This is a genomic window from Kushneria sp. Sum13 (assembly GCF_052692355.1).
The window spans coordinates 513,534-540,469 of record NZ_CP199847.1 but is presented as its reverse complement, the minus strand read 5'-3'; the positions used below and the strand labels follow the sequence as shown (position 1 = coordinate 540,469).

At 60.7% G+C, this 26,936-nt stretch carries 22 protein-coding genes; 7 read left to right on the top strand and 15 right to left on the bottom strand.

The features are described 5' to 3' along the window. Nucleotides 1-67: 67 nt before the first annotated feature. The 7 genes from tal to ACUN8C_RS02580 form a co-directional block, all read right to left on the bottom strand. Nucleotides 68-1,027, bottom strand: coding sequence for a transaldolase (gene tal / locus ACUN8C_RS02610; RefSeq protein WP_445620768.1), 960 nt, complete (start codon nucleotides 1,025-1,027; stop codon nucleotides 68-70). 100 nt (nucleotides 1,028-1,127) lie between these two features. Continuing rightward, nucleotides 1,128-2,630 (bottom strand): xylulokinase, encoded by a 1,503-nt coding sequence (gene xylB, locus ACUN8C_RS02605; protein ID WP_445620767.1) that lies wholly within the window; start codon nucleotides 2,628-2,630, stop codon nucleotides 1,128-1,130. 38 nt (nucleotides 2,631-2,668) lie between these two features. Beyond that, on the bottom strand, nucleotides 2,669-4,138 hold the full coding sequence (locus tag ACUN8C_RS02600; protein ID WP_445620766.1) for a mannitol dehydrogenase family protein: 1,470 nt from the start codon (nucleotides 4,136-4,138) through the stop codon (nucleotides 2,669-2,671). A gap of 105 nt (nucleotides 4,139-4,243) precedes the next feature. Further along, the gene (locus tag ACUN8C_RS02595) at nucleotides 4,244-5,392 is read right to left on the bottom strand and encodes an ABC transporter ATP-binding protein (protein ID WP_445620765.1); all 1,149 of its coding nucleotides are present in this window, start codon (nucleotides 5,390-5,392) and stop codon (nucleotides 4,244-4,246) included. A gap of 57 nt (nucleotides 5,393-5,449) precedes the next feature. After that, on the bottom strand, nucleotides 5,450-6,304 hold the full coding sequence (locus ACUN8C_RS02590; RefSeq protein ID WP_445620764.1) for a carbohydrate ABC transporter permease: 855 nt from the start codon (nucleotides 6,302-6,304) through the stop codon (nucleotides 5,450-5,452). After that, nucleotides 6,301-7,203 (bottom strand): carbohydrate ABC transporter permease, encoded by a 903-nt coding sequence (locus ACUN8C_RS02585; RefSeq protein ID WP_445620763.1) that lies wholly within the window; start codon nucleotides 7,201-7,203, stop codon nucleotides 6,301-6,303. Before ACUN8C_RS02585 ends, ACUN8C_RS02590 begins: the two co-directional genes overlap by 4 nt. A 103-nt stretch (nucleotides 7,204-7,306) precedes the next feature. Then, nucleotides 7,307-8,617, bottom strand: a complete 1,311-nt coding sequence (locus tag ACUN8C_RS02580) for an ABC transporter substrate-binding protein (protein ID WP_445620762.1) — start codon at nucleotides 8,615-8,617, stop codon at nucleotides 7,307-7,309. A 363-nt stretch (nucleotides 8,618-8,980) separates the two neighbouring features. Between ACUN8C_RS02580 and ACUN8C_RS02575 the strand changes: the two genes are divergently transcribed. Continuing rightward, nucleotides 8,981-10,012: a LacI family DNA-binding transcriptional regulator gene (locus ACUN8C_RS02575; RefSeq protein WP_445620761.1), complete on the top strand. Its 1,032-nt coding sequence runs from the start codon at nucleotides 8,981-8,983 to the stop codon at nucleotides 10,010-10,012. A 24-nt stretch (nucleotides 10,013-10,036) separates the two neighbouring features. On the opposite strand, the gene ACUN8C_RS02570 is transcribed toward ACUN8C_RS02575, so the two are convergent. After that, nucleotides 10,037-12,409 (bottom strand): mechanosensitive ion channel family protein, encoded by a 2,373-nt coding sequence (locus ACUN8C_RS02570; protein WP_445620760.1) that lies wholly within the window; start codon nucleotides 12,407-12,409, stop codon nucleotides 10,037-10,039. Nucleotides 12,410-12,660: 251 nt separating this feature from the next. Between ACUN8C_RS02570 and ACUN8C_RS02565 the strand changes: the two genes are divergently transcribed. The 3 genes from ACUN8C_RS02565 to ACUN8C_RS02555 all read left to right on the top strand — a co-directional run bounded on the left by ACUN8C_RS02565 (nucleotide 12,661) and on the right by ACUN8C_RS02555 (nucleotide 14,795). Continuing rightward, a complete protein-coding gene (locus ACUN8C_RS02565) occupies nucleotides 12,661-12,924 on the top strand; it encodes a type B 50S ribosomal protein L31 (protein WP_108842891.1) in 264 nt (87 codons plus the stop codon). A gap of 363 nt (nucleotides 12,925-13,287) precedes the next feature. After that, nucleotides 13,288-13,617: a hypothetical protein gene (locus tag ACUN8C_RS02560; protein WP_445620759.1), complete on the top strand. Its 330-nt coding sequence runs from the start codon at nucleotides 13,288-13,290 to the stop codon at nucleotides 13,615-13,617. 176 nt (nucleotides 13,618-13,793) lie between these two features. Next, on the top strand, nucleotides 13,794-14,795 hold the full coding sequence (locus ACUN8C_RS02555) for an LLM class flavin-dependent oxidoreductase (RefSeq protein WP_445620758.1): 1,002 nt from the start codon (nucleotides 13,794-13,796) through the stop codon (nucleotides 14,793-14,795). A gap of 24 nt (nucleotides 14,796-14,819) precedes the next feature. On the opposite strand, the gene ACUN8C_RS02550 is transcribed toward ACUN8C_RS02555, so the two are convergent. The 4 genes from ACUN8C_RS02550 to ACUN8C_RS02535 all read right to left on the bottom strand — a co-directional run bounded on the left by ACUN8C_RS02550 (nucleotide 14,820) and on the right by ACUN8C_RS02535 (nucleotide 19,718). Next, complete coding sequence (locus tag ACUN8C_RS02550) at nucleotides 14,820-17,069, bottom strand: TRAP transporter permease (RefSeq protein ID WP_445620757.1); 2,250 nt, start codon at nucleotides 17,067-17,069, stop codon at nucleotides 14,820-14,822. Further along, entirely contained in the window at nucleotides 17,050-17,619 is a 570-nt protein-coding gene (locus ACUN8C_RS02545; RefSeq protein ID WP_445620756.1) for a DUF1850 domain-containing protein, read from the bottom strand. The genes ACUN8C_RS02550 and ACUN8C_RS02545 overlap by 20 nt, the downstream gene beginning before the upstream one ends. Before the next feature lie 8 nt (nucleotides 17,620-17,627). Then, nucleotides 17,628-18,746 carry a TAXI family TRAP transporter solute-binding subunit gene (locus ACUN8C_RS02540; protein ID WP_445620755.1) on the bottom strand — a complete coding sequence of 373 codons (1,119 nt, stop codon included), beginning with the start codon at nucleotides 18,744-18,746 and terminating at the stop codon, nucleotides 17,628-17,630. Between the two features lie 168 nt (nucleotides 18,747-18,914). After that, nucleotides 18,915-19,718, bottom strand: coding sequence for an alpha/beta fold hydrolase (locus ACUN8C_RS02535; RefSeq protein ID WP_445620754.1), 804 nt, complete (start codon nucleotides 19,716-19,718; stop codon nucleotides 18,915-18,917). A 138-nt stretch (nucleotides 19,719-19,856) separates the two neighbouring features. Here ACUN8C_RS02535 and ACUN8C_RS02530 point away from each other — a divergent pair, with 138 nt between their 5' ends. Further along, nucleotides 19,857-20,162 (top strand): hypothetical protein, encoded by a 306-nt coding sequence (locus ACUN8C_RS02530; RefSeq protein ID WP_445620753.1) that lies wholly within the window; start codon nucleotides 19,857-19,859, stop codon nucleotides 20,160-20,162. A gap of 33 nt (nucleotides 20,163-20,195) precedes the next feature. Here the strand turns inward: ACUN8C_RS02530 and ACUN8C_RS02525 are convergent, their stop codons facing one another. Beyond that, the gene (locus ACUN8C_RS02525) at nucleotides 20,196-21,656 is read right to left on the bottom strand and encodes a phospholipase D-like domain-containing protein (RefSeq protein ID WP_445620752.1); all 1,461 of its coding nucleotides are present in this window, start codon (nucleotides 21,654-21,656) and stop codon (nucleotides 20,196-20,198) included. Further along, nucleotides 21,646-21,897 carry a hypothetical protein gene (locus ACUN8C_RS02520; RefSeq protein WP_108843372.1) on the bottom strand — a complete coding sequence of 84 codons (252 nt, stop codon included), beginning with the start codon at nucleotides 21,895-21,897 and terminating at the stop codon, nucleotides 21,646-21,648. The genes ACUN8C_RS02525 and ACUN8C_RS02520 overlap by 11 nt, the downstream gene beginning before the upstream one ends. Before the next feature lie 84 nt (nucleotides 21,898-21,981). Here ACUN8C_RS02520 and ACUN8C_RS02515 point away from each other — a divergent pair, with 84 nt between their 5' ends. Together ACUN8C_RS02515 and rapA are read left to right on the top strand one after the other, a co-directional pair. Next, the gene (locus ACUN8C_RS02515; protein ID WP_445620751.1) at nucleotides 21,982-22,767 is read left to right on the top strand and encodes a hypothetical protein; all 786 of its coding nucleotides are present in this window, start codon (nucleotides 21,982-21,984) and stop codon (nucleotides 22,765-22,767) included. 181 nt (nucleotides 22,768-22,948) lie between these two features. Then, nucleotides 22,949-25,876, top strand: coding sequence for an RNA polymerase-associated protein RapA (gene rapA / locus ACUN8C_RS02510; RefSeq protein WP_445620750.1), 2,928 nt, complete (start codon nucleotides 22,949-22,951; stop codon nucleotides 25,874-25,876). 34 nt (nucleotides 25,877-25,910) lie between these two features. Here the strand turns inward: rapA and ACUN8C_RS02505 are convergent, their stop codons facing one another. Beyond that, nucleotides 25,911-26,813 carry a TIGR01777 family oxidoreductase gene (locus ACUN8C_RS02505; RefSeq protein WP_445620749.1) on the bottom strand — a complete coding sequence of 301 codons (903 nt, stop codon included), beginning with the start codon at nucleotides 26,811-26,813 and terminating at the stop codon, nucleotides 25,911-25,913. Nucleotides 26,814-26,936: the final 123 nt, after the last annotated feature.

The window sequence follows — 26,936 nt, the reverse complement described above, 5'->3', positions numbered from 1 at the left end:
ACATGATATGACCACACAAAAAGGGCCGGCTCCAGAGGAGCCGGCCCTTGAGTCTCAAGCGCGGTATTTACAGGCGCTTTTCGATCATGCCTTCAAGCTTTTCCTGGTCTTCGGCAAACTTGCGGATCCCTTCGGCCAGCTTGTCGTTGGCCATGGCATCCTGGTTGTGCTCCCAGCGGAACTGCCTTTCGGTCATGGGCTCAATTTTCTTGTCACCAGCGCCGGTGTCAGTCACCTTGCGCTCAACCTCACCTTCGGTATTGGCGAGCTTTTCCAGCAGGTCCGGAGAGATGGTCAGACGGTTGCAGCCGGCCAGTGCCAGAATCTGATCAGTGTTGCGGAAGCTGGCGCCCATGACCACGGTGTCGTAGCCATAGTTGCTGGCGTAATCGCATACGCTGCGGACGAACTTCACACCCGGATCTTCCTCGGGGCTGTAGTTTTCGACGCCGTCACGCTGCTTGTACCAGTCAGTGACACGGCCCACGAAGGGCGAGATCAGAAACACGCCGGCCTCAAAGCAGGCACGTGCCTGTGCGTCGCTGAACAGCAGCGTCAGATTGCACTGAATGCCTTCCTTTTCCAGCACTTCAGCGGCGCGAATGCCTTCCCAGGTCGACGCCAGCTTGATCAGCACCTTGTCACGACCGATGCCGGCATCGTCATACAGGTCAATCAGTTTGCGTGCCTTGTCGATACTGCCCTGCTGATCGAAGGAAAGCTTTGCGGCCACTTCAGTGGAGATGCGTCCAGGCACGATATTGGCAATTTCGGTACCAATGACCACGGAAAGGCGATCCACGGCGTGCTCAAGCTGCGCCTCGCGCTCCATACCGCTGGCTTCCTTCTTCACATCGGCCAGCGTCTTGTCGATCAGCTCCTGATAGCCGTCCAGATCGAAGGCCTTGAGCAGCAGCGACGGGTTGGTCGTGGAGTCTTGCGGCTGATATTTCTTGATCGCGTCCAGATCACCGGTATCAGCGACGACCTTGGAAAGCGCCTTGAGAGACTCGAGCTGAGTTGCCATGTATCACTCCATCGTAACGATTGGGATCAGCCGACGAGCCAACATCGGCTGACCGCGATATTCATGCACGAGCGGTACGCGACCGCCTGCAACGTAAATCCTACCGTGTCAGAGCTTCAGGATAGCGGTCTTTAAGCGTTTGGGCATAGTCTGCATAGACATCTGCATAGCGCGAGACGTTATCCCTGTCAGGGGATGTGAGGGTGGATCGGTCAATATCAACCGCATGGCGGCAGATATCGCCCAGCGCCGTCTTGCGACCCTGCATGTATTCATCGCACCACTGCGCCTGCAGCGCGCCTCCCAGTGCAGCGGCCTCGCGAATCACCGGGCAGACCAGCTCGACATTCATGATGTCGGCAATCATCTGTCGCCAGACTGAACTGTTGGCACCGCCGCCGACCAGACGCAGCTGATCGGGACGAATATCAAACGCTGACAGCAGATCCAGACCGTAGCGCAGCCCAAAGCTTGTGCCCTCCATGACCGCGCGACAGAGGTTGTCTGCCGAGAAGTTATGCGCCGAAAGCCCCAGAAAACTGCCGGTGGCGTCCGGCAGCATCGGTACGCGCTCCCCATTGAAAAACGGCAGCACCCTGACGCCTTCGGCGCCGATGGGCGCCCGCGATACCGCCTCATTGAAGGCCTGGACGTCATGCCCCAGCACGCGGCTTAACTGACTGGTCGCCGAGGTGACGTTCATGGTGCAAATCAGGGGCAGCCAGCCGCCATGACTGGCGCAGAAATTGGCCACCAGTCCATTGTCGGTAATCGCCGGCTGGCTGGCGCTGGCATAGATGGTGCCTGAGGTACCAAGACTCATGGTGACCGCCCCGGCCTGAATATTGCCGGTGCCAATCGCCCCCATCATGTTGTCGCCGCCGCCGGCCGAGACGATCACGCTGCTGCCCAGTCCCAGACGCTGCGCCATCTCGCGGCGCACGGTGCCGGCCGGCTGATGCGGCTCGATCAGCCGCGGCAGCACGCGTTCCGGGTCCAGCTCGGGCGCCACATGTGAAAACGCCTCGACATGCCAGCAGCGCTTTCGGGTATCAAACCAGCCCGTGCCGGAGGCATCGCCACATTCAGCAGTGTATTCACCGGTCAGATGGAAGTTGAGATAATCATGCGGCAGCAGGATATGGGCAATCCGGTCATAGGCATCGCGATGGTGCCGACGCAGCCACATGACCTTGGACGCGGTATAGCCCGTCTGAGGCACGACCCCCAACCTCTCCAGACAGCCTTTCTCACCGCCAAGCGCATCAATGTATTCCGCATTTTCCTTCGAGGACTCGGTATCGTTCCAGAGCTTGCCCGGATAGACCGGCACGCCCTGATCATCAAGGGCCACCATGCCGTGCTGCTGTCCGGAGACACCGATACCGCGAATGGCACCGGCATCGATTCCGGCGGCTTCGATTGCCTGATGAAAGGCGGCTTCAAATGCCTTGATCCACCATTCGGGGTCCTGCTCGCGACGCCCGCTTTCGCGACTGATCAGCTCATGAGCCTGCTGTCCTTCGCCGATGATGACGCCATTTTGTGCATCCAGCACCACCACCTTGGTACTCTGCGTTCCGCAATCCACGCCGATATACATGAGCTCTCCCTGTCCAGAAATGCTGTCGTGGCGATGGGTTAGCGTACCGCTTCCACCGTGGCCCGTGCGCCCTGCTGGTGCAGCCGCGACAATGCCCGGGTATAGGCCTCGACAAAGCGTTCGTTATCCACCAGATCGCCGAACACTTCCCGGTTTTCGATAAAGGCCAGCGGGTTATCGCGATTGCGCCGGGCAATCGTGTGAAGCTCATCTTTCATGCGATCCACGATCTCGATCGGCTCGCCCTGCTCATCGACACCTTCGGCGTAGCGGGCCCAGCTGGCAACCACCGCTGCCGAGCGCTTGATCTCGCCGTTACGCTCAAGCTGCTCGCGAATGACCGGCAACAACCACTTGGGGATGCGATCAGAGCTTTCGGCGCACAGCCTCGCCAGGGTGTCACGAATCTCGGGATTGGCAAAGCGCTCGATCAGGGTACGGCGGTAATCATCAAGATCGACCCCCGGCACCGGTGACAGCGTCGGCGAGCCCTCCTCAACCATGTAATTGAGCAGGAAATCGGCATACAGCGCGTCCTGACAGACCTCATGGGCATAGCGGTAGCCGTCGAGGTAGCCAAAATAGGTCAGTGCCTGATGGCTGGCGTTCAAAAGGCGCAGCTTCATCAGCTCATAGGGCATGACGTCATCGACGACCTGCACACCGACCTCTTCATAGGCCGGGCGCCCCTGGTTGAAATGATCCTCCAGCACCCACTGGGTAAAGGGTTCACATACCACCGGCCAGCCATCCTCGATATCAAAGCGCTTTTTGATCTCGGCGCGATCGTCATCGGTGGTCACCGGCGTGATGCGGTCCACCATCGAATTGGGAAAGCGCACTTCCCTTTCGATCCAGTCGCCAAGGGCCGGATCACGACGCCGGGCAAAGGCCACAAAGGACTCTTTGGCCACATCGCCATTGCCCTGAATGTTGTCACACGACATGATCGTGAACGGCGCAAGCCCCTTCTCCCGCCGACGTGCGAGTGCCTCGACAATCAGGCCGAAAAAGGTTTTCGGCGTGGCGCTGGCGTCCAGGTCATGGCGCACCTCGGGGTTGTCGAAGTTGAACTCGCCGGTGACGTGATGGAAGTTGTAGCCGCCCTCGGTGACGGTCAATGAGACGATTCGGGTCGCCTCGTTGGCCAGTCGCTCGATCACCGCTTCGGGATCATCGGGCGCATAGAGATAATCCACGATCGAGCCGATCACCTGTGCTTCCCAGCGACCGTCCGGATGCTTCTGCACCAGGGTATAGAGACCGTCCTGCGCCTTGAGGACCTCCTGCATGCGCCGATCCCCCGGCATCACGCCTACGCCGCAGATGCCGAAATCCATCGCCTTGCCCTCATTCATCAGCGCATCGAGATACATGGCCTGATGGGCACGGTGAAAGCCCCCGACACCGAAGTGAAGGATGCCGACGCTGACATCGTCACGGTTGTATCGAGGCAGCGTCACATCGCCGCCCAACTGATCAAGATTGCCTGCCTTCAGCGCTGTCATCCCGTCACTCCCTGTGTTGTCGACCCTTTGGGCCGGCGTACTGTCCGATGTTGCAGTGCTTTGCCGGTGATGTATTGTCCTACTGGTAATGTACTGCCCTGCCGGTTATGCGGTGGCGTGAGCCGATACTGCCGGGTCTGCTTCAAGCCCCAGCGTCCTGTCGCTTTCTATATCAAAAAGATGGACATGATCCGGATCAAAGGCCAGGGCCAGTGTGTCACCGATCTGAACCTCCAGATGCGCTGCCAGCTGCGCCGTTACAAGCGTCTCGCCGATGCGCACCTGTGCCATGGTCACCGGCCCCAGCGGCTCGATGACTTCAACGATACCTTCCAGGCTGCCGTTGCCGGTGAAGGCGTCTGCCTGGTGCAGATGCTCGGGTCGAATACCCAGCCAGCATCGCGCGCGCTGGCCGGCATCCCCCAGCGCCACCTGCTGATGCGGATTCAATGAGCAGGAAAACCCATTGCCTCTGAGCGTGCCGCCCTGATAATCGGCCTGCAGAAAGTTCATGGATGGCGTGCCGATAAAGCCCGCCACGAAGCGATTGACCGGCCGTTCATAGAGGTTATAGGGCGTGTCGATCTGCTGGATTCGGCCATCACGCATGACCACGATGCGCTGGCCCATGGTCATGGCTTCGGTCTGGTCATGGGTAACGTAGAAGGTGGTCACGCCCAGCCGACGGTGAAGCCGCGTAATTTCAGCGCGCATCTCGACACGCAGGCGCGCATCCAGATTCGACAGCGGCTCATCCATCAAAAACACCTGGGGCTGGCGCACCAGTGCTCGCCCGAGTGCCACACGCTGGCGCTGGCCGCCGGAGAGTGCCCGCGGCTTGCGGTCCAGCAGATGCTCGATATCCAGGATTTTGGCGGCTTCCTGAACGCGCTTTTTCACCTCATCCTTCGGTGTTTTCTTGAGCTCGAGTGCGAAGGCCATGTTGTGATAGACGCTCATGTGCGGATAGAGCGCATAGCTTTGAAACACCATCGCGATATCACGATCACGCGGCTCGACAGCACTGACGTCCTGACCGTTGATGCGGATTTCGCCGGCCGTGTTGTGCTCAAGGCCTGCGATCATGCGCATGGTGGTGGACTTACCACAGCCGGAGGGCCCCACCAGCACCACGAACTCGCCATCCCTTGTGATCAGGTTGAAATCCTCGACCGCATTGGCGTGCTCGCCCCCCTTCTTGCCCGGCATGCTGTCGTAGCGCTTGGCCACACCTTTAAGTTCTACAATCGCCATCGAAGCGCTTCCTTTTCCAGGCGCAGCCATCCGGCTGCGCAGATGCATTCAATGCGCCTACTTGACGGCGCCAAAGGTCAGTCCGCGCACCATCTGACGCTGAGCAAACCAGCCCAGCACCACGATGGGCGCAATGGTCATTACCGAGGCGGCCGACAGTCGCGCCCAGAAAAGCCCTTCACCACTTTTGAAGGAGGCCGTGTACACGGCAAGCGTTGCTGCATGATAGTCGGTCATGGTCAGACTCCAGAACGACTCGTTCCAGGCCAGAATCAGCGCCAGCAGTCCGGTCGAGGCAAGGCCCGGCAGCGCCAGTGGCAAAATCACGCGAAACATGGTCTGGGCCGTGCTGGCCCCATCAATGCTCGCCGCCTCGACGATATCCACCGGGATATCACGAAAATACGAGTACACCATCCACACCATGATGGGCAGGTTCATGGAGGTGAACAGCATCGTCAGTCCCAGGCGCGTGTCCAGAAGCCCCAGCGAGCGATAGACCAGAAAAACCGGAATCAGCACGCCTACGGCCGGAATGAACTTGGTCGAGACCATCCACACCAGCGTGAAGTCGGTGCGTTTTGAGGGATAAAACGCCATGGCATAGGCCGCCGGAATGGCCAGCGCCAGGCCCACCAGCGTTGACCCAAGCGCCGTGATCACCGAGTTCAGCGCGTAGTGCCAGTAGCCGCTGCCCTGGGCGAGCGCACTTTTAAAGCTGTCGAGCGTGGGCGAAAAAATAAAGGTCGGCGTCATGCTGAACGCGGTCTGCTCGGTCTTGAGCGCCGTCAGTATCACCCAGAGAATCGGAAAGAACATGGTGATCCCGATCAACCAGGCCAGCAGCGTCAGTAACGTGCCACCAAAGCCACTTTTGCGCCCGGGGGTTTGATCAACGGTGGATGCAGTCATCGTTGGCTCCCTGCGTTGAGGTTACCGGCCACAAACCGGATCAGGAATATGGCGCAGATGTTGGCGAGCACGACAGCACCGATGGCGGCGGCTGAAGAGAGCCCGATGTCGTACTGGAAAAACGCACCCAGGTAGATGTAGTACGGCAGATTGGTGGTCGCCGTCCCCGGGCCACCGCTGGTGGTGGCATAGATCTCGGCAAAGGAGGTCAGAAAGAAGATGCTCTCGAGCATGATGACGACATAGAGCACCTGCCCCAGATGCGGCAGCACGATATGGCGAAACTCCTGCCAGCGATTGGCACCATCCAGACGCACCGCCTCAAGCTGGTCCTCCGGCAGAGACTGCAGGCCGGTAAGCAGAATCAGCAGTGCAAAGGGCGTCCACTCCCAGCTGATCATCATCACCACCGACAGCAGCGGATAGCTCGACAGCCACTCGATGGGCTCAAATCCCATCGAGCGCATTACCCAGGAGAACAGCCCGTAGACCGGGTCCAGCAGCATGTATTTCCAGATCAGGCCGGTGACGACCGGCATGACAAAAAACGGCGAGATAGCCAGCGTTCGCGCGATCCCTCGCCCCACAAAGGTGCGATTGAACAAAAGCGCCAGCGCCAGTCCTGCCACGACCGTGACCAGAAGACAGGTCGCGACCAGAAGCAGCGTATTGAGCAGCGCGTCCCAGAACACGGGGTCGGTAAAGAGCAGTTCATAGCTTAAAAACCCTGCGAAGCCTCGCATGTCCGGCATCATCAGGTTGTAGTCCTGCAGCGAGTAGTACAGCGTCATCGCCAGCGGAACGATCATCCAGACCAGCAGAAACAGCACTGATGGCGCCATTAGCCATTTGGTGGGCGCACGCCGTTTGGGGGATGCATTGGTGGGAGCAGCACTCATGTCGCGGGCCTCAAGTGGCGGAAGTCATCAACGGAGGAAACCACGCGGGCAGGCCCGCGTGGTCGTGCGTGTTACCGACGATCATTCACCGGTCATGGTTCGACTACTTCCTGGTGACCTCGGCGCGACGCATCAGCCGTTCCGTGAAGGTCTGGGCCTGCTCAAGGCCTTCATCCACACTGCTCTGACCGCTCAGGATACCGGCCATGATCTGACCGACCCGCGTACCAATGGCCTGAAACTGCGGGATGCTGATGAACTGAATGCCGGTGTAGGGCACGGGTTCGGCGGTTGGATGCTCCGGGTCGGCGCTGTTGATGGCCTCCTCGACCAGCCCGGCAAAGGGCGCCACTTCCTGATAGCCCTGGTTTTCGTAGGTTGACTCACGCGTACCGGGCGGCACCGACAGCCAGCCGTGAGCATCAGCCACGCTCTGGATATAGTCGGCAGAGGTTGCCCAGTCGACAAAGGTCTGCGCTGCATCAGGGTTTTTGGCGGATTCCGGCACGGCCAGTGCCCAGGCATATAGCCAGCTTGAACCGGCCTCGGTGGTCTCGTGCGGCGCCTGAGCAAAGCCTACGTGTTCGGCAACCTTGGAGTTGTCGGGGTTAGAAAGGTAACCGGCCGCAACCGTTGAATCGACCCACATGCCGCACTGGCCGTTGGCAAACAGCGTCTCGGACTCGGTAAATCCGTTGGAGGTCGAGCCCGGCGGCCCGTACTGCGTGAGCATGGTCTTGTAGGCATTGGCCGCATTTTTCCACTGCTGAGACATCAGCTGCGGCTCCCACTGCTCGTTGAACCAGCGCCCGCCAAAGCTGTTCACCATGGTGCTGAACAGCGCCATGTTTTCCCCCCAGCCCGGCAGGCCGCGCAAACAGATGCCGTAGACGCCGTTTTTGGGATCATGCACCTTCTGGGCAAAGTCCTGCATCTGACTCCAGGTCGGATGGTCAGGCATCTCGATGCCGGCCTTTTTAAACAGATCCTTGCGGTAGTAGGTCATCGAGGATTCTGCGTAAAACGGCAGCGCATACAGCTTGTCATCCACGGAAAGCCCCTGACGCACGCTGGGGATCAGATCATCGACCTGATAGCTCTCCGGCAGGTGATCCATGGCCTTGAGCCAGCCGTTTTTGGCCCAGATGGGCGTTTCGTAGTTGCTGACGGTAATGACGTCGTACTGACCGCCCCCGCTTGAAATGTCAGTGGTGATCTTCTGGCGCAGCTCATTTTCAGCCAGCGTCACGTAATTGACCTTGATATCCGGGTGCGCCTCGTTAAAGGCTTTGGTCATCTTCTGCATGGTGACCATATCGGGATTATTGACAGTCGCTACCGTAATCGTGGTTTGCGCCTGAGCAACGCCGACACTTCCAAGCCCTGCCAACAGCATGATCCATGACGTTTTCATTGTAATGCCTACCCTGGTCATTGATGGACTTCCCATGGCAGGAAGTCGTTCCATTGCGGGGCACCAAACCTTTAATTTTTATCATTTGGTGTCATTCGCATCATTGCTCCATCGTTAAGCAGTAATGAAGTTCAGGCAAGCTGACAATTTTTCAAAAAACACATTTCAAACAGTTAGTTATTAAAAACATGACCAATTGATAATCACGAGTAGAAAAACAACACGACTATCGACCGACGAATGTCTCCCCTGCTCCGGGCAACTTTCAGGCGGCATCAATGACAAAAAATGATAGATAAGAAGCAGGGTCGCACGGTCTGGCACCACCGGTGACCGCCTCTGAACAGACACGGCGGGAAGGTCATGGCAAAGCCCATATCAACGGGAACGGGCAGGGTTCGGTTAAAGGATGTCGCGCTGGCAGCCGGCGTCAGTCCGATCACGGTGTCGCGTGCGTTCAGCACGCCCGGGCAGCTGCACCCGCAGACCTGCCAGCGAGTGCTCGAGGTGGCTCAGACGATGGGGTATGTGGCAAAACGGCGCCCGGCCGAGCACACCAACAGACGAGCGGTGATTGGCGTGATCAATCCTCAGCTCAACAACCCCTATTTTCATGAGCTGGCCTGTGCCTTCAGTCAGCTGGGGGAAAGTCGCCAAATGGATGTGCTGATCATGGACTCGCATGATTCGCCCAGCCAGGAAGCGGCGGCCGTGGATCGGCTGATTGCCTGCGGCGTGGATGGCATCATCCTCACGGTCATTTCTGCCGACAGGCGCTATCGACCAGACTACTTCGAGCGGCTGGAAAAGGCAGGCATCGCCGTCATTCTGGTGGATCGCGAAGTCACGGCGCCCCATTATGGCGGCGTCTATATCGACAACCTGGACTGCGGCTACCAGGCCGGAATGTGGATGAAAGGCCAGCCGATCAAGCGGCTGCTGATTCTGTCGGGGCCGTCGGATTCCATGGTCACCATCGGGCGGGTGTCCGGCCTTCGTGAGGCACTGGCAGGCAGTCAAATCGCACTTGAGGTGCACTACGGCGATTTTTCCATGGCCCCTGCCGAGCATTTTTTAAACGAAAGACTCAAGCACCCTCCGCTGCCCGATGCCCTGATCGGCATCAACAATCAGATCACGCTGGGCATTCTGGCAGCCTATCGACGAGCCGGCCTGTCCCTGCCCGAACAGCCGGGCGGGCCACGCCTTTTTTGCATCGATGGTATTGCTCGCGCAGAGCTGCTGGGCATCGACATCCCCTCGATCCATCATGATCTTGTGACCATCGCCACCCAGGCCATGGACCTTGTCGAGGATGCCCTGCGCTCCGGCAGCCGACGTGGGTCTCGCCAAGTGGTGCGAGGTCATCTTCACCTGCCGGGCGAGACCGATTAAGCACACCTGTTCACAAGCGCGCCGTCAGGGACGTGAGGGCGCATCGCCCTGAGGGCTGCCGTCAGGTGCGCCGTCGGTATCCGCGTCTTCATCCCGTGACTCGGGCGGCATGGCGACCACATCGTGATCCTCACGCGTCCCGGCCGGGCGCGCGCCGCGCAGATGCTCCAACAGCCCATCAAGGTTTTCCAGATGGATGCTCTTGCGCGGTACGGCCAGATCAAACCCCTCTTCATCCATGCGCCGCTTGAGACGCAGGTTGAACTCGCGCGTGACTTCCCACTGCATGACCGGGGCGGTACGAAAACGGGCACGCACGATGGCCGAGCCTTCGGTAAAGCTCTCCACGCCCTGCATCTCGAGCGCCGACCAGATCTTGAAGCGAAACAGCGGGTCGTTGCGCATGCCGCCGGCCGTCTCCTCGATCATCTCGATGGCCCGGTCGATGGTCATGCGCTGAGGCACACGCACCCGAAACATGGCGTAGCCGAATTCCCGCGAATAGTTCTGCACTGCCTTGATCTGGCTGAAAGGCACCGAATGGACGATACCGTCCAGATCGCGCAGGCGAATGGTGCGCAGACTGAGCTTTTCGACGGTCCCCAGATTGCCGCCCACATCGACAAAGTCATCAATGGCCAGCGTATCTTCCACCAGAATGAAAATGCCGGTAATCAGATCCTGCACCAGCGTCTGGGCACCAAAACCGACCGCCAGACCGATCACACCGGCACCGGCCAGCAGCGGCGTCACGTTAACGCCCAGATTGGCCAGCGCCACGATCGAGCCGATCACCACGATGGTGACAAACACCACGTTGCGCATCAGGGGCGTGATGGTTTCGGCCCGGGCACGGCGTGCGCGCCCACGCTGGGAGCGTGACGTTGACGTCATGGCGCGATGGATCGCCGTATCGGTCAAAATCCAGATCAGCCAGCAGATCAGAACCGTCAGCCCGATACTGATCAGAGGCTGTGCGATGCGCTCGCCTACCCCACCGGTTCGCCCGAAATTGAGCAGCGAAAAGCCCCAGGCCTGGGCGGCGCACTCGGCAAAAATGACCCAGCAGGCCAGATGACACAACACGTAGCCAAACCGGGTCAGACGCCGAATATAAAGCGAACGTCTTGGCCGCTGGCGTACCTGTTGACTGTTGCGGCGCAAAAGGCCGGTCACGATCAGGGTTACGATCATGAGAGCAGCGGTCAGAATCGCCCGGGCAAAGACCGAGCGCACGTCACCGCTGTAGGTCAAGATGGCCAGCAGCGATGCGGCCACAATCAAAAGAGCCGGAATGTGCCAGACCCGGCCCAGCACCTGGATCAAATCGCTGACGGCACCGCCCTGCTGGCGCTGGCTCAGCGGACGATTGCGGATCAGATGGCGAATCGGGCGTCGAAAACGCACCACGAAAAATCCGGTCAATACGACCGCCGTAATATTGACCACTTCGGCACTGAAACCGGCCAGCGCGTTGCCAAGTGCCTCATTGAGCAGGGTGGCATTGAGGGCATCGCCCAGCGCGGCCACGCTGCCGATATAGAAAAGCGGCCAGGCCGCCTGCTGGCGCAAAAGACGCAGCGCCGTGCGGCGATGGCCCCAGGAAAACAGCGAAAAGACCACCTCGCACACCGAGGCAAACACCATGCCACACAGTGCCGCCCACCCAAGCGTGGTCGCCAGTATCATGCCGGGGGTGGGGCCCATTCTAAAGGTCATGACCAGAGTGGCGGCAAAGGCGGCGCCCATGGGCAGCAGCCGTCTCAGGCAGTAGCGCATCAGCATCACGGCGGTCGGCTGCTCGGGCAGACGCAGCGCCACGCCATAGTGTTTGCCTACGGCGCGAATCAGCAGATAAAGCAGCAGCGCTGCGACCGCCTGCACGGTGATGGTGAGCAGGAAATCACGGATCAGTGACCAGCGACTGGCCGGGTCGCCAAATCTTTCAGAGAGATCCTTCAGCGCATTGTTGCCACGTCGCTGCCAGCTTTGAATCAGGCTTCGCCCTTCTCCTTCCTGACCGGTTACCTGCTCGAAAGTGGTCGCCAGCGCCCCCAGCAACCCACGCCCGGAAGTCCCGGGCGTCCCATCGGCGCTGTCGCTGTCAATGCGGGCCTGGCTGGCCTCGCGCAGGTCACGCAGGCTTTTGAGCAGCGAGTCACGCTGCTCGCTGCTTTCAAGCGTCGAGATCAACTGATCCAGCGAGTCGCGCATCTGCTCGGGAGACACCTGCTCACTCTTGCCAGCGCCCTCCTTGCCACCGCCGCCCAGCCCGGCGAGTTCGGCCGCCGAGGCATGGGCCTGCGGTACTCCCGCCAGCATGATCAACACCAGCATCACCATTGCGCCCATTCGGCGCATGGCCGTCAGCGGCCAAAGCCCTGTTGTCGCCTGCATTCCCCGATATTCCTTTGCATTCAACCGGCAGGCAGCGTGACCTGGTCGGGCCGGCCCCACAAGTCATGGCCACCAATCGTGGCCGAATCTCCGTCCCTCTCACTGATCAGAGGCGAGCGCCGGAGCCATGAAAGCCCTGAAAACTGCTCTTCCGGGTCGGGCAGGGCCGGAAAAGGTTGAAAAAATATTGACGCTGGCTCATCATACCCGGCCATTAAATTTGGCTGACCAACATCTTTCCGGAGCGCGCCATGAAAGCAGGCATCCATCCCCAGTACCGTACGGTGATCTTCCACGACACCAACGCTGATACTCACTTCAAGATTCGTTCGACGGTAAGCACCAGCGAAACCATCGAGTTTGAAGGCGACACCTATCCGCTGGTACGTCTGGATATTTCTTCTGCATCACATCCCTTCTATACCGGCCAGCAGCGTCAGGCCAGTTCTGAAGGTCGTGCTGCACAGTTCCGTCGTCGCTTCGGCAACTTCGGTACGCGCAACAACGCCGAGTAAGACTCCGGGCGCGCTTCGCCCGTGCAATACGGCCCTGTTCGGTCCGATACTCCGAACACAGCAGCGCTCCTGTATGCCCGAAAGAGTTTTTCTTTCGGGCGTCAGGGCTGCCCCGCCTGATCTCGAACGATCCGTATTTCTTCAACGCCTCGTGTTTTCCGAAAGCCCATTGTCTTTCTCTCGACAGACCCTTTTTCTCTCTCGACAGACCTTTGCTTTTCTCTCAATAGCCCCTTGTTTCGCTCTCGACAGACCGCCCCTGACACAAAACTGAATCACGCCGGCGAGCATGAACCTGCCACAAGCGCTATTGTCTTATGATCAGCCATTTTGATTCAGCCACTACCCGTGAGGAGTGTTTACATGGCAGAACAGAGTTATAACGCCGCATGGCGCATGGCCGAAGAGATGAAGTCACGCGCCCGGGCCGCACAGCCCTCCCGTCAGCCCGGCGCGCTCAAGATGCTGGGTGCGTGGATGGTTTTTGGCATTCTGCTGATGCTGGGCAGCGTACTGGCCCTTTTCTTTATCCTGCTGGGGTGGGCCATGATGCCGCTGGTACGCCACAGGATGAAAAAACAGGCAGGCCGTCAGGGTCAGACCTGGCAGGGCCACACGAGCGCGGCCGGCGGACATGCCACGCTGGAAGGGGAATACGAGATTCGCCGCGACCCACACGCACAGCATCACTGATCGAACGACCCTGACCCGTTCTGGAAAAGCCGGCGCTGCCGGCTTTTTTGTGGCCGGTTGTCCCGCCTTGCCTCTGTGACACTTGAATTATCAATGCCGCGCCCCGACCTCACACGTAATAAGCCTGCTAATGATATGCTGACAGCAACGCTTTCCCGCAATTGACAGAGGTCATCATGTCCCTACTTGCCAATACCCGCCTGTCCGTACTGGATCTGGCGCCAGTGCGTCAGGGCGGCACCATCGCCGAGACCTTTGACAATACGGTCACTCTGGCGCGTCACGCCGAGGCGCTGGGCTATCACCGCTTCTGGCTGGCCGAACATCACAACGCCGCCGGTATCGCCAGCGCCGCCACCTCGGTACTGATCGGCCATGTTGCTGGCGCTACCTCGACCATCAGGGTCGGCTCAGGCGGGGTCATGTTGCCCAACCACCCCCCGCTGGTGGTGGCCGAACAGTTCGGCACCCTGGCCACGCTTTATCCCGATCGTATCGATCTGGGGCTGGGCCGCGCGCCCGGTACCGATGGCGCCACCATTGCCGCGCTGGGCCGCAATCCGCAAAGCGGTGTGAGCGATTTCCCCCAGCAGGTTGCAGAGCTCTCTCGCTATCTGGGTGATGAGCAGCCCGGACAGCGTGTCAGCGCCTGGCCCGGTCAGGGCACCCATGTGCCGCTCTGGTTGCTGGGTTCCAGCGGCTATAGCGCCCAGCTTGCCGCACATCTGGGACTGCCGTTTGCCTTCGCCGGGCAGTTTGCGCCGGGCTACATGATGGAAGCGCTGCGGCTGTACCGGACGCAGTTCCAGCCGTCAGAGGTGCTGAGCGAACCCTACGCCATGGCCGGCATTCCACTGATCGCCGCGGACACCGATGAAGAGGCGCAGTATCAGGCCACCACCCAGCAGCAGAAATTTTTGTCGCTGATTCGGGGGCGCCGTATTCAGCTGGCGCCGCCGGTGCGCGAGATGGACTGGAGCCCGCATGAGCAGGCCGCCATTTCCAACAACCTGGGGGCCTCCATCGTTGGCGGCCCGGACACCGTTCGTCGCGAACTCGAAGCCTTTATCGAGCGAACGGGGGTTAACGAGGTGATGGTCAATTCGGACTTTTTCGAGCATGCCGACCGACTGCGCAGCTACGAAATTCTCGCCGACATCCGGTCAGGCCGCCGGTAAGTGACCCGACCGGCTCAGTGGGTGTCAGACAGCACTGTCTGACACGCCTGATGCCGCCCTTCCCGCCAGCGCTCGATTGGTCACAAACACGATGACTGCGATCGCCGCCCCGGCAATGTCGGTCCAGACCCCCGGGAAGATCAGCATCAGCGCCCCAACAAGCGACAGCAGCCGCATGATCATGTTGACCTTCGTCCACAGATAGCCCTCGGCAGCCACGGCCAGCAGCGTCACCCCGGCCACGCTGGTCACCAGCACCATCGTGATATTGGCAAGTGTGGAATCGATCATCAGCATTTCATGTGCAAACACGAACATGAAAGGCACTACAAATCCGGCAATGGCCAGCTTCATGGCCTGGAAGCCGGTGGCATTGGGTGAACCACCGCTGATGCCCGCACCGGCATAGGCGGCCAGCGCCACCGGCGGGGTCAGGTTGGCAAAGATGCCGAAATAGAACACAAACATGTGCGCCACAAATACGGCCGTCTCATTGCTGCCAGAGAGTTCCCGGAACAGCGGCAGATTGAGCAGAATCGGCGCTGCCATGGTGCTGGTGATGATATAGGTCGGGATACTGGGCAGGCCCATGCCCAGCACGATCGATGCCAGCATGGTCAAAAGCAGCGTGACCATCAGCTGCAGGGTCGGGCTGGGGATCTGTGAGCCCAGCGCCACCACGGCATCGGCCGCTTCAAGCGCAATACCGGTCAGTGTGGCGACCCCCACGATGATGCCCACGGCCCCACAGGCCACGGCCACCGGAATGGCATTGCGAATGCCCCCTTCCATGGCATCAACACAGTCACGCGCGGTCATGGTTTCGGCAACAATGCCCTTTGTGGCCCGCAGTACATTAATGACTACCGGTACCACGATCACCGCCAGCAGCCATAGCCGACCGGCGGAGATAGCCGGGATACCACGCCCCACCATCAGCCCTTCCAGCTGGGGCTGAAAGATCAGCGCCAGCAGAATCAGCGACAAGCCGATCACCACGCGCCGTGTGCCGCAGATCAGCACCGTGGCACCAATCGACCAGAAGGCAGCGAAAAACGGTGCCCGCCCGTCAGCCAGCAGCCAGATCAATACCGCCATGGGCACCAGCAGATGCCCGCGCTCGACCATGACCGCCCGCACCGGTGAGAGCTGATCACGCGGAATGCCCTTGAGACCGTTACGCAGTGCACGCAGGTGCACCTGAATCAGTACGCCCAGATAAAAGAGCAGCGCCGGGATGATGCCGGCCAGCATGACCTGGGTATAGGGCACTGACAGCACCTCGGCCATGATGAAGGCCGCCGCTCCCATGATGGGCGGCAGGATCTGCCCGCCGACACTGGCGGCCGCCTCCACGGCGCCGGCAAAGTTGGCCTTGTAGCCGGTCTTTTTCATCAGGGGGATGGTAAAGGCACCGGTCGTGACCACGTTGGCAATGGCCGAGCCGTTGATCGAGCCCAGAAACCCGCTGGCAATCACCGCCACCTTGGCCGGCCCGCCGCGGGAATGCCCTGCCACCGCCAGCGCCAGGTCGTTAAAGAGCTGACCGAGCCCCGACTTGCCCAGAAAGGCGCCAAAAAGGATAAACAGGATAATATAGCTGGCCGACACGGCAATGGCCGAGCCCAGCAGGCCTTCGGTGATGTAGACCAGATGCGACATCAGCTGACGGCCGATGGCCATCAGAATGTCGGGGTTAAGCTCGGGATAAAACGACAGGCGTGCATAAATACCGTAGGCCAGAAAGGCCGTGGCCAAAAGCGTCAGCCCCCAGCCGGTCACACGCCGGGTGGCGTCCAGCACCAGCACAATGGCGACAATTCCGATCACCATGTCCAGATCGGTGATGCGCCCGGCGGCCAGAATGATCCGCTGGGTAGAAAAGATCATGTAGATGCCGATACCGATGGCGACCAGCGCCAGAATCACATCGCGAACCGGTACCCGATCACGCGCGCCCTTGCGGGTGAAGGGGTAAAGCACAAAGGCCAGCGCCAGCAGCGTATACAGGTGAATACTGCGCTGCTGAATATCGATCAGCGGCCCGGCCGTTGAAGTGTAAAGATGAAAAATCGCCAGCAGTACGGCCAGAACGGAGACCACGCGGGCAAACAAGGTCGGCAGACTGTGACGTATGGCACTCTCGCGGTCGTATTTTTCCAGCAGCGCAGGGTCCAGTGCCGCGCGCTCGTCCCCGCCTGCCAGACCGCCGGTCAGCTCGGCGCCGTCACGCTTTTCACCCGGCGCATCCCGGCTATCCATTTTTGTGTTCATGCTGTTCTCTCGAGACCGACCCGACATCCTGATGGCCGCGGGTCATTCGGTGCCACCACGGGCGCAACAGAGCCCCCATCACCAGCACCGGTGGCAACCGTTGTTGTTGGAAATGCAGAAGCGGTGCCGGCCCAAGGGCGGCAAGATCGAAGCAGTGCCCGCCGTACGCCATGCGATAGTGCTCGCGCGAGGCCGCCTGTACCAGCATCGGGTCTACCGACCGATGAAGGTCATCCAGCACGACCCAGCCGTGCTCCAGACGACTGGGTCGACCGGTATCCGGCACACCGGCACCAAAGGTCTTGAAGCGGCTGCGTACCACCTCGATGCCGCCATGGGACAGCTCGAAGGTTTCGATCCAGTCTTCACGCTCGACCGAGTGCTGCCAGCGCAGTGAAAACCGCGTGCCATCATCGCCGGAAAATACATAGCGCCGCTCGGCGGCGCCTTCGGCGTGAAGCTCGCTGACCACCAGCCAGGACCGGGGCCAGCAAAGCACCAGCAGCAGTACCAGTGCATACAGCACCAGCCAGCCGTGACGACGGGACACGTACTGGCTCAGGTAGCGTTATGGTCGGTGGTCCCGTTGTCAGCAGCGTCGCTGTCAACGGCATCACTTTCGGCGTTACTACCCTGAGCGCTGTTGTGGCGACTGTCGTAATAGTGCTTGGCGCCGGGATGCACCGGCAGGACCAGATCCTGATCCAGCGTATCGGCCCCCACTTCTCGCAGCGCCCCCACAGCGACCTGACCGGAGTCGAGATACTCGTCAAAGCGACGGGCCAGATCCTCGGCCACATCTTCACGCATGCCGGCCGGTGCCACCAGCAGGTTGCGGATCGCCACGGTATTGACCGGTTCGGAAAGGTTATAGCGCTCGGCGGCGCCAGCAGGAATGGTGTAGCTCTGGTAGTAGGGATAATCCTTCATCAGCTTCTGCGCGGTATCGCCATCAATGTTGACGAACCTGATGTCGCGGCTTTGCATCAGACCGGTGATGTTGCTGTTGGGCACGCCAGAAGTGAAAAAGGCAGCGTCCAGATTGCCGTTGCTCATTTCGGTCACGCTGTCGGCATAGCCGGTATGGCTGACGCGCGCCAGATCGTCGTAATCGAGACCGGCCGCCGCCAGTGCAATCCTGGCGCTGGCTTCCACGCCCGAGCCGACCTGGCCGACACCAATGCGCTTGCCGGCCATGTCCGCGATGCTGTTGATACCGCTGTTATCAAGCGCCACGATCTGCACCACGTTGGGGTACAGCCCGGCGATGGCGGTGATATCGGCAGGATTGTTTTCGAACTGGTTCTGCCCGTTGACAGCGTCATAGGCCACATCGCTCATGACGATGGCCAGCTGATTCAATCCGTCCTGGATATTTTGAATGTTTTGTACCGAAGCACCGGTCGAAACGACCTGTACGTTGCTGACCACCGGACTGGCCTCGAGCACCGACTTCAGTGCGCCACCCAGCGCGTAGTAGGCCCCCGAGGTGCCGCCGGTGCCGAATACCAGCTGAACCGGATCCGCCGTGGCATCACTGCCGGCGTTCTGGCTGTCAGCGCTGTCCTGCTGGGCATTTGCACCGTTTTCAGCCTTCTGGCTGTCGCTGTCATCGCTGCAACCGCCCAGCATCAGCAGGGCCAGTGAGGCTGCTATCAGTCCGCTTTTATAATTCATGGTGCCATCCCCTGATTCATTGGTATTCGCACGCCCTTGTCGATCAGGCGCTGTCATGCGAGGTCAATGTATACAGGGGCAATGTCGTAACACAATGTACCGGACGCCCGATAGGCGTCAGGCATGACATCCATTGGTCGTATTGCAAAAGCGACAGCCGCCGTTCCCTTAACTGCGCTGCTGACCGGCGTGTACGGCAAAATCAGCAATCAGGTCGGCCAGCGCCTTTGGCATTTCCATTGGCAGCAGATGGCCGTGATCAGGGATGACCTCAAGGCGCGGCGCGGCGAACTGCCCCAGCACCAGATCCCTTTGAGTCTGCGGCGGTAATGAGGGGTCCTGATCGCCCACGACAATCAGTGTCGGATAGTCCAGCACACCGACTTCCCTTGAGAAATCCTCGCGACTGCCGTGGCGCGGCCAGGCCTGCCAGGCCTCGGGGGAGGCACGCATGGCATCGTCCACGGCGTCACGATAGCGCGCGGGAGAAAGACTCCGGGCAATCGCACCATCAATGAAGGCCTCGGCCTGGGCACGACTGTGATCAAAGGCCTGCTGGAACTCGCGCTCCTCTTCGCTGACCGGCTGCGGGCCGGCCGGCGCCGGTGCGACCAGCACCATCGACACCAGCCACCGGGGCCTTCTGGCCGCCAGCACCATGGCCACCTTGCCGGAAAAGGAGTGGCCGACCAGCACCACCCGCTCAAGGCCCAGCGCCTCAATGGTCTGCTCGACCTGATCCGCCATGGCGCAGGTATCGAACCCTTCACGGTCTGCCGCGTCGCCAAACCCGGGCAGGTCCAGCGCAATGCAGCGATGTCCCGGTCCCAGATGCTCGATGACCTCGAGCCATTCCCGATGTGAATTGCCGAAAAAGTGCATCATGACCAGCGCAGTCTCGCTCTGGCCCCGATCGATCAATGGCAGCATGTTGTCTCCCTGACGCAGGCGTTGAACATTTGAGTTGAGCATAGCCGGCCTCATCACATGTGACACAGGGATGTGCCAGCGAGGGATTGTCGAGGACGGCGCAGGCATGTCTATACTGATGCTTATGTCCGACAAACGCCGGTGATGCCGGCACCTTCGTCGAACGGCCAAAGAGGATGCATGCCCATGAATGCCAGCGGTTATATTGTCGCCAGTGACAGCGCCATCATTGGTGTTGGAGAGACCATCAAGGAAGCCGCCAGCCAGGCGCTTGAATGGAGTGATGATTACGAAGGCGTCGAGGCGCTGATCGAGGACATGGAAGGCGATCTTGAAAAGGCGCACGAGGAAGATGGCAAGCCCTACCTGCGCCGTGCCACCGCTGCTCTCATTGACGCCGTGGAGAAAGGGGGTACGCCGGAGCAGTGGACCATCATCGACAATATTGCCTGTACGGCCGAAGAAGCCATCGAGCACAACAGCTGACGCACGCCCCTTCCCCTCTTTTTCGAGACTGCTCTAGAGCAGTCGCCGAATGCCCGGCAGGCCGCCCAGCCATTTTTGAGCACGGGCCGACAGACTGCCGGGCTCCTTCAGCAGCCGATGCGCCCGATTGTTTTCATCCACAATCAGCCACGAAAGCTGGCCCTTGTCATCCTGTTCAACCCTGAAGCTGCTGGCCGGACTTAAGGCCCGCTCTATCACGCCGTCAAGCTGCGCTGCCAGCCCCTCATGCTCCACCCGCAGACCCATTTCGTTGTTCCACCAGGTGGAGCGCGGGTCGATATTGAACGAGCCGATAAAGAGCTTTTTGTCATCCATGACCATGGCCTTGCCATGCAGACTGGACGCCATGATGCCGAAATGGTGCTTACGGCGTCGGCGCGGCTTGTGGCCGTGTCGCAGCTCATGCATGTGTGCCCCCTTTTCCAGAAAGCGTGCCCGCCAGGGCGCATAGCCGCCATTGACCACCGGCGTGTCATTGGACTGCAGGGAGTTGGTCAATACGGTCACGCGTACCCCCCTTTCCAGCAGCGCTTCAATATCGATCACATCGCGCTCACTGGGCACAAAATAGGCCGAGACAATCTTTATCTGCGTTTGCGTGTTGGCCACCATCGCCCCGATGGCAGGTCCCATGATCAGCTCGCGGGGTGGATATCCCGGTTGACACGGCTTGTCCGGATGGTCCCAGTAAAGCTCGCCTTCGGCCTGAACCAGCTCGCCCAGCCCCTCTTCAAGCGCGCGTTGTTCACCCTGATGGATGGACAAAAAGGCAGAGTCTGCCAGTTCCTCGCCGGAAAGCTGTTGTTTGAGCGTTTCGCGCAGGGCCTGCCAGTCATGATCCGGCGCTTTGGGCATCAGAGACATCAGGGTGCGGACGCAGCGGCCATGCCAGTACTGACGAAAGCACTCGCGCATCTGCTCTGCCACGTGACCGTCGGCCACCAGCATGTCGAGATCGGCGAAATTGTGTTCGCTTTTGGTGATGAAGTAGTCATCGCTGAGGTTGCGCCCTCCCGCGATACCGACCATGCCATCCACCAGCCAGAGCTTGTTGTGCATGCGCCGATGTGCCTGGCGAATGGTCAGCGCCATGGCCAGTCGATGGCTCCAGGTGTAACGGCGCCAGAAGGTGGCCGGGTTGAAAAGACGCACTTCAATATTGGGATGGGTCTGCATGGCCCGCAGCATGCCCTGCACGCTGATGGCGCTCATGTCATCCACCAGCATCCTGACCTGGACGCCGCGTTCGGCCGCGGCCAGAAGCTCGGCCATCAACACCCGGGTCGTGGTGCCGTCCTCAAGGAGATAGCTCAAGCTGTCGATGCTGTATTCAGCGTAGCGTGCCAGATGGGCACGTACTTCAAAGGCCTCAAGGCCATCGGACAGCAGACGCATGCCGCTGCTGTTACTGGACGCCTGGCCATGCTGTTTCGCCCAGCGCCTCAGGGCACCGGCACTCATATCATTGGTCATGAAAGGACTCATGGTCGCGACGCTTCAGCGACCGATTGCGGTAATAGCGACGCAGCAGAGCAGCGTAAAGCGCTGCCACGAGCATGGCGACCAGGACAAGGCCCTGGGACGGACGTTTGAGATGCTCAGGCAACAGGGTCTCAAAGAGCACGATCAGAATAAAGCCGATCGCCTGGGCTGAAATGGCCACGATACGTGGCGTATCACGACGGCGAGCGCGTCTGGCGCGGGAATCGGGCATGAAAATCACCGGCAACAACATGGATCAGCAAGCATGGCCGGACACGCCGGCCGGGCCAATTCTAACGCATGATGGAAAAAACGAATGGATCTCCCTGATAGTGCCATGTTCTTTTTGTCTCCGGCACCACTGGCCGTGGCCTGTGCCACGATAACGCTATTAACGGCACATCTTGTCAGCCCTTCAGCGCGGGCCACGACGACATTCTGGGCACTGGGCGCGCTGGTGTGCTGGCCGACCGGGGCGGCGCTCTGGGCATGGCTTGCCGGCAGCGGGTCCCTTGAGCGTTCGTGGCAGGCACAGCTCTGGCAGGCCGGGTTCGCTCCCGCCGGCGGTCTGCTCGCCCTGCTGGTGTGGACACTGTGGTCGTGTCGCCGGCGCCCAGCGCTGCAGGGGAAACTGTGCCTTGTGCTCATGATGGCCAGCGGTCTCTGGTGGGGGCTGGAACAGTGGCGCACGGCCCTGCCCACGCCGCTCGCCGGGTCCCTGCCAGCAGTGACGCTCGAATCCCTTGAGGGCCGCCCGGTAACGCCGGACAGGACAGCCTCCGCCCATTACCTTCTACTGTGGCGCAGCGACTGCCGCCCCTGCCGGCAATGGCTTCAACGACTGGCCGAGCAGCCCGCCGGACGTCGCCCGGAGCTGACACTGGTCAATCAGGGCGAACCGCTTCTGGCCGTGCTTCGTTATCTGGATCAACATCCTGACCAGCGGCTCGGCCTTGAGGATACGTCCCTGCTGCTGGATCCCGGACAGCGCCTGCTGGCTCTGACCGGGCATCGCCGCCTGCCGGTACTGCTGCACGTGGCGCCGGACAATACCCTGACGCGCGCTCATGATCTTTCGGTGATGACCGCCGCCATCCCCTGATGGCCGTGACACATGCTCACATCAGTGCCCCGAACCCCTTCTCTTTTGGTTAAGATAGGCCCCTTTTCAAGGGTCAGGGCTGATGGCAGACCGTGCCGGTGACCCACGACAGTGCATCTCCAGTCGATGACCGATTCACATTTGTACCCGCGCGCCCCAGAGGCGACATTTTCGAGGCATCATGAGCAATTTTACTCCCGGTCAACGCTTCATCAGTGACGGCGAAACAGAGCTGGGCCTTGGCACCATCCTGAACTGCGACGCGCGCAGCGTGACCGTCCTGTTTGCCGCCAGCGATGAAACCCGTACCTACAGCGTGCGCGAAGCGCCCCTGACCCGCGTGGTGTTCGGCCGCGGTGACCGCATTGATACCGATGACGGCCAGAGCCTGCTGGTCAGCGAGCTGCGCGATGAAGGCGGCCGCATCACCTACCTCGGTCAGGACAGCAACGGCGAGCGTGAGCTTCCCGAATCCCGCATCAGCGATCGCATGCAGTTTCATCAGGCCCGCGACCGTCTGCTGACCGGCCAGATCGATCGCAATGACGCCTTCAACCTGCGCTACCGCAGCCTTCAGCACCTCGCGCGCGTTGAGCGCCATCCCGGTTTTGGCCTGTCCGGCCCGCGTATCGACCTGATCCCGCATCAGCTCCATATCGCCGATGACATCGCCAGCCGCCGCCTGCCGCGTGTGTTGCTGGCCGATGAAGTCGGTCTGGGCAAGACCATTGAGGCCGGCCTGGTACTGCATCGCATGCTGCTGACCGGGCGCGTTGAGCGCGCCCTGATTCTGGTGCCGGACAGTCTGACGCATCAGTGGCTGGTCGAGCTGCTGCGCCGTTTCTCCATTGAAGTCACGCTTCTGGATGAACAGCAAAGCCAGGCCCGCGGCAGCGATGGCAACCCGTTTGAATCCGCGCAGCTGGTGCTGGCGAGCCAGCAGTGGATGTTTGCCAGCCCCGAGCGCCAGAGTCAGGCGCAGGCCTGTGCCTGGGACATGCTGATCGTTGATGAAGCCCAGCACCTGGAATGGGACCCGGAAAACGGCGGCGACACCGGCTATCAGTGCGTGGAAGCGCTGGCGACGCAGCGCACCGGAATGCTGCTTTTGAGCGCCACCCCGGAGCAGATGGGCGATGTCAGCCACTTCGCCCGTCTGCGCCTGCTGGACCCCGAGCGTTACCACGACATTGATGCCTTTAGAGCCGAACAGCGTGGCCACGCCTCGCTTGCCGAGGCCATCAAGGTACTGGAGCATCTGCCGGCACAGACACAGCAGTACGATGTCCTGCATCACCTCGTTGAGGAAGATCCCCAGGCGCTGAGCCTGCTGGACAACCTGATGCAGGCGGATGCCGAGGAACAGCCGTCGCTGCGGGAATCACTGCGGCGCGTCCTGCTCGACCGCTACGGCATCGGCCGGGTCATGTTCCGCAATAGTCGCCGCCATGTCAGCGGCTTTCCGGTGCGCCATTTGCACGTCAGCGAGCTGGAAAACCCGGGCGCCTATCGCCGTATCGAGCAGCGCATTACCCGCGACGAGGACTATCTGGACAGTCTCCTGATCGAGACCGGCCTGGATTACCCGGAGATTCTGCTTTACCCCGAGGCCACCTTTGAGGCGCGCCGACAGGACACGCAGGACGATGAGCGCTGGTGGCGACTTGATCCGCGCATGGCCTGGCTGCGTGAATGGCTCAAGAGCCATCCCGGCGAGAAGGCCTTATTGATCTGCCACTACGGGGAAACTGCCCGCGAGCTGGCCGCCGGACTGCAGGTACTGACCGGGCTTCACGTACCGGTCTTTCATGAAAACATGACACTGATCGAGCGGGATCGCGCCGCGGCCGCCTTCGCCGAGGCCGAAGATGGCAGCCCGCTTCTGATCTGCTCTGAAATCGGCTCCGAAGGTCGCAACTTCCAGTTCTGCCACCATCTGATCCTGTTTGATCTGCCGCCGCATCCTGATCAGCTGGAACAGCGCATTGGCCGCCTGGACCGAATCGGCCAGCAGCATGACGTCGAGATTCACCTGCCGATCATGACCGGCAGCCCTTCCGGTGCGCTGTTGCGCTGGTATCAGGAAGCGCTGGCCGCCTTTGAAGCGCCCAGCGGTCTGGGCAGCGTGGTCAGCGATGCCCATGGCGATGCGCTGTTTGATGCCCTGCTGGACAAGGAGGCACTGGACGAGGTCATCGAACAATCCCGCACGCTGGCCGTCCAGACACGTCAGGAACGCGAGGCCGGTCGCGACCGTCTGCTCGCATGGAGCTCGTTTGACGCAGCCCATGCCAATGACATGATCGAAGCCGTTCAGTCGCTGGATGATGATGCAACGCTTGATCGCTATCTCGATCAGGCGCTGGACGTCTTTGGCATCGACACCCGGGAAACGGATGAAGGCCTGACCTATCTGCACCCGGGATCGCACATGGTGGATGGCATGCCCGGTCTGATCCGCGGCGAAGAGGGCTTCACTGCCACCCGGTCTCGCCAGCGCGCGCTGGCCCGCGACGATCTTCAGCGACTCTCCTGGGAGCACCCGCTGGTGCGCGAGATGCTCTCAAAGGCCACCAATGAGAGCATGGGCAATACGGCGCTGGCGCTGCTGGCCCACCCCTCCATTCCGGGCGGGCGCTTCATGATGGAAGCGATCTTTCGCACGCGTACCAGTGCGCCGAAGGCGCTGCACGTCAATCGCTTCTTCCCACCTGCCACCGTGCGCGTGCTGCTCGATGAGTCAGGGCAGGTACTGTCCGACAAGGTCTCCTTTGGCGGACTGGCGAAGAATCTGCGTCACGTCAAAAAGGGGGTCGCCCGCAACCTGGTGCGAGAGCGCCAGCAGCAGCTGCGCGAGCTGTTTGGTCAGGCCGAGCAACAGGCCGAGGCCGAGCTGCCGGCGCTGGTGGATCAGGCCAGAGCGCAAATGGCCACCCAGCTGGAAGGTGAAATCGATCGACTGGAGGCGCTGGCACAGCGCAACCCGGACGTGCGTGCCGAGGAGATCGAGATGCTGCGTCACGAGCGTGCAGCACTGGATGACGCCATTGCCGGCACCCGCCTGCAGCTGGATGCCGTGCGTGTCATCGTGACCGTCGACCCGCAGTAAGCGGGCGGCCGGTCAAACGGGCATGTCGCGCCGCTCAGGCGGCGCGATGTTCGATGGCGGTCAGCGCCTTTTCAAGGGTGGGATATTCAAAGCGGAACCCGGCAGCTTCAAGCCTGGCCGGTAGCATGCGGGCCCCGGTCAGCAACAGCTGTGACATCTCCCCCAGTGCCAGCGATACCACGCGCCCCGGCATGACAAAGGGTGCCGGCCGATTCAGACTGGCCGCCAGCGTGCGGGTAAATTCCGCGTTGGTGACAGGCGCTGGCGCACCGGCATTCCAGGCGCCCTGAATTTCCTCATGATTGAGCAAAAAGTCGATGATGCGCACGAGATCATGGCGATGAACCCAGGGCATGTATTGCTGTCCTTTCCCGAGCCGACCGCCTACCCCCAGACGGAACATGGGCCGCATGGGCTTGAGCATGCCGCCATCGCGGTCCAGCACCAGGCCGATCCGGATACAGGCCACCTGCATCTGATCCGTGGCCAGTTGCTGGGCGGCTTCCTCCCACTCGCGACAGAGCCTGTGGGCGAATTCATCATGAGGCGGGGTCTGCTCGGTCACCTCACGACTGCCCTGATCACCGTAGTAGCCCATTGCCGAGCCCGAAATCAGTCGCTTTGGTGGTTGCTCTAGCCGCTGACACAGCTCGCCCACATCCCGAGTGGCCTTGAGGCGTGAGGCGATCAGCTTTTCCTTCTGGTCCTCGCTCCAGCGACGATTGAAAATGGGTTCACCGGCCAGATTAACGATCGCATCCACTGACTGATCAGCAAAATCGACTGCCGCGGCGCGGGCCATGACCGGCACACCAGTGGTGGCGTGCGCCTTGTCCGGCTGACGAGAAACGACCATCAGCGTATGGCCCTGTTCATGCCAGTACTGACACAGCGCCTGCCCGACAAAACCGGTTGCTCCGGTGATTACTATATTCACGTCACTCTCCCCTGATCGGCACGTGACCATTGCAGGAATTCGCCATGGCCGTTGGTTATCCTGCAAAAATCTGTAGAGAACCGTTTTTAACGTCAACGCTCTTTTGGTACATATAACGTACAA

What these genes read in the sequence shown, in the direction of transcription:
- tal (WP_445620768.1), bottom strand. Translation starts at nt 1,027, where the DNA reads ATGGCAACTCAGCTCGAGTCTCTCAAGGCGCTTTCCAAGGTCGTCGCT.
- xylB (WP_445620767.1), bottom strand. Translation starts at nt 2,630, where the DNA reads ATGTATATCGGCGTGGATTGCGGAACGCAGAGTACCAAGGTGGTGGTG.
- ACUN8C_RS02600 (WP_445620766.1), bottom strand. Translation starts at nt 4,138, where the DNA reads ATGACAGCGCTGAAGGCAGGCAATCTTGATCAGTTGGGCGGCGATGTG.
- ACUN8C_RS02595 (WP_445620765.1), bottom strand. Translation starts at nt 5,392, where the DNA reads ATGGCGATTGTAGAACTTAAAGGTGTGGCCAAGCGCTACGACAGCATG.
- ACUN8C_RS02590 (WP_445620764.1), bottom strand. Translation starts at nt 6,304, where the DNA reads ATGACTGCATCCACCGTTGATCAAACCCCCGGGCGCAAAAGTGGCTTT.
- ACUN8C_RS02585 (WP_445620763.1), bottom strand. Translation starts at nt 7,203, where the DNA reads ATGAGTGCTGCTCCCACCAATGCATCCCCCAAACGGCGTGCGCCCACC.
- ACUN8C_RS02580 (WP_445620762.1), bottom strand. Translation starts at nt 8,617, where the DNA reads ATGAAAACGTCATGGATCATGCTGTTGGCAGGGCTTGGAAGTGTCGGC.
- ACUN8C_RS02575 (WP_445620761.1), top strand. Translation starts at nt 8,981, where the DNA reads ATGGCAAAGCCCATATCAACGGGAACGGGCAGGGTTCGGTTAAAGGAT.
- ACUN8C_RS02570 (WP_445620760.1), bottom strand. Translation starts at nt 12,409, where the DNA reads ATGCAGGCGACAACAGGGCTTTGGCCGCTGACGGCCATGCGCCGAATG.
- ACUN8C_RS02565 (WP_108842891.1), top strand. Translation starts at nt 12,661, where the DNA reads ATGAAAGCAGGCATCCATCCCCAGTACCGTACGGTGATCTTCCACGAC.
- ACUN8C_RS02560 (WP_445620759.1), top strand. Translation starts at nt 13,288, where the DNA reads ATGGCAGAACAGAGTTATAACGCCGCATGGCGCATGGCCGAAGAGATG.
- ACUN8C_RS02555 (WP_445620758.1), top strand. Translation starts at nt 13,794, where the DNA reads ATGTCCCTACTTGCCAATACCCGCCTGTCCGTACTGGATCTGGCGCCA.
- ACUN8C_RS02550 (WP_445620757.1), bottom strand. Translation starts at nt 17,069, where the DNA reads ATGAACACAAAAATGGATAGCCGGGATGCGCCGGGTGAAAAGCGTGAC.
- ACUN8C_RS02540 (WP_445620755.1), bottom strand. Translation starts at nt 18,746, where the DNA reads ATGAATTATAAAAGCGGACTGATAGCAGCCTCACTGGCCCTGCTGATG.
- ACUN8C_RS02535 (WP_445620754.1), bottom strand. Translation starts at nt 19,718, where the DNA reads ATGCTCAACTCAAATGTTCAACGCCTGCGTCAGGGAGACAACATGCTG.
- ACUN8C_RS02530 (WP_445620753.1), top strand. Translation starts at nt 19,857, where the DNA reads ATGCCCATGAATGCCAGCGGTTATATTGTCGCCAGTGACAGCGCCATC.
- ACUN8C_RS02525 (WP_445620752.1), bottom strand. Translation starts at nt 21,656, where the DNA reads ATGACCAATGATATGAGTGCCGGTGCCCTGAGGCGCTGGGCGAAACAG.
- ACUN8C_RS02520 (WP_108843372.1), bottom strand. Translation starts at nt 21,897, where the DNA reads ATGCCCGATTCCCGCGCCAGACGCGCTCGCCGTCGTGATACGCCACGT.
- ACUN8C_RS02515 (WP_445620751.1), top strand. Translation starts at nt 21,982, where the DNA reads ATGGATCTCCCTGATAGTGCCATGTTCTTTTTGTCTCCGGCACCACTG.
- rapA (WP_445620750.1), top strand. Translation starts at nt 22,949, where the DNA reads ATGAGCAATTTTACTCCCGGTCAACGCTTCATCAGTGACGGCGAAACA.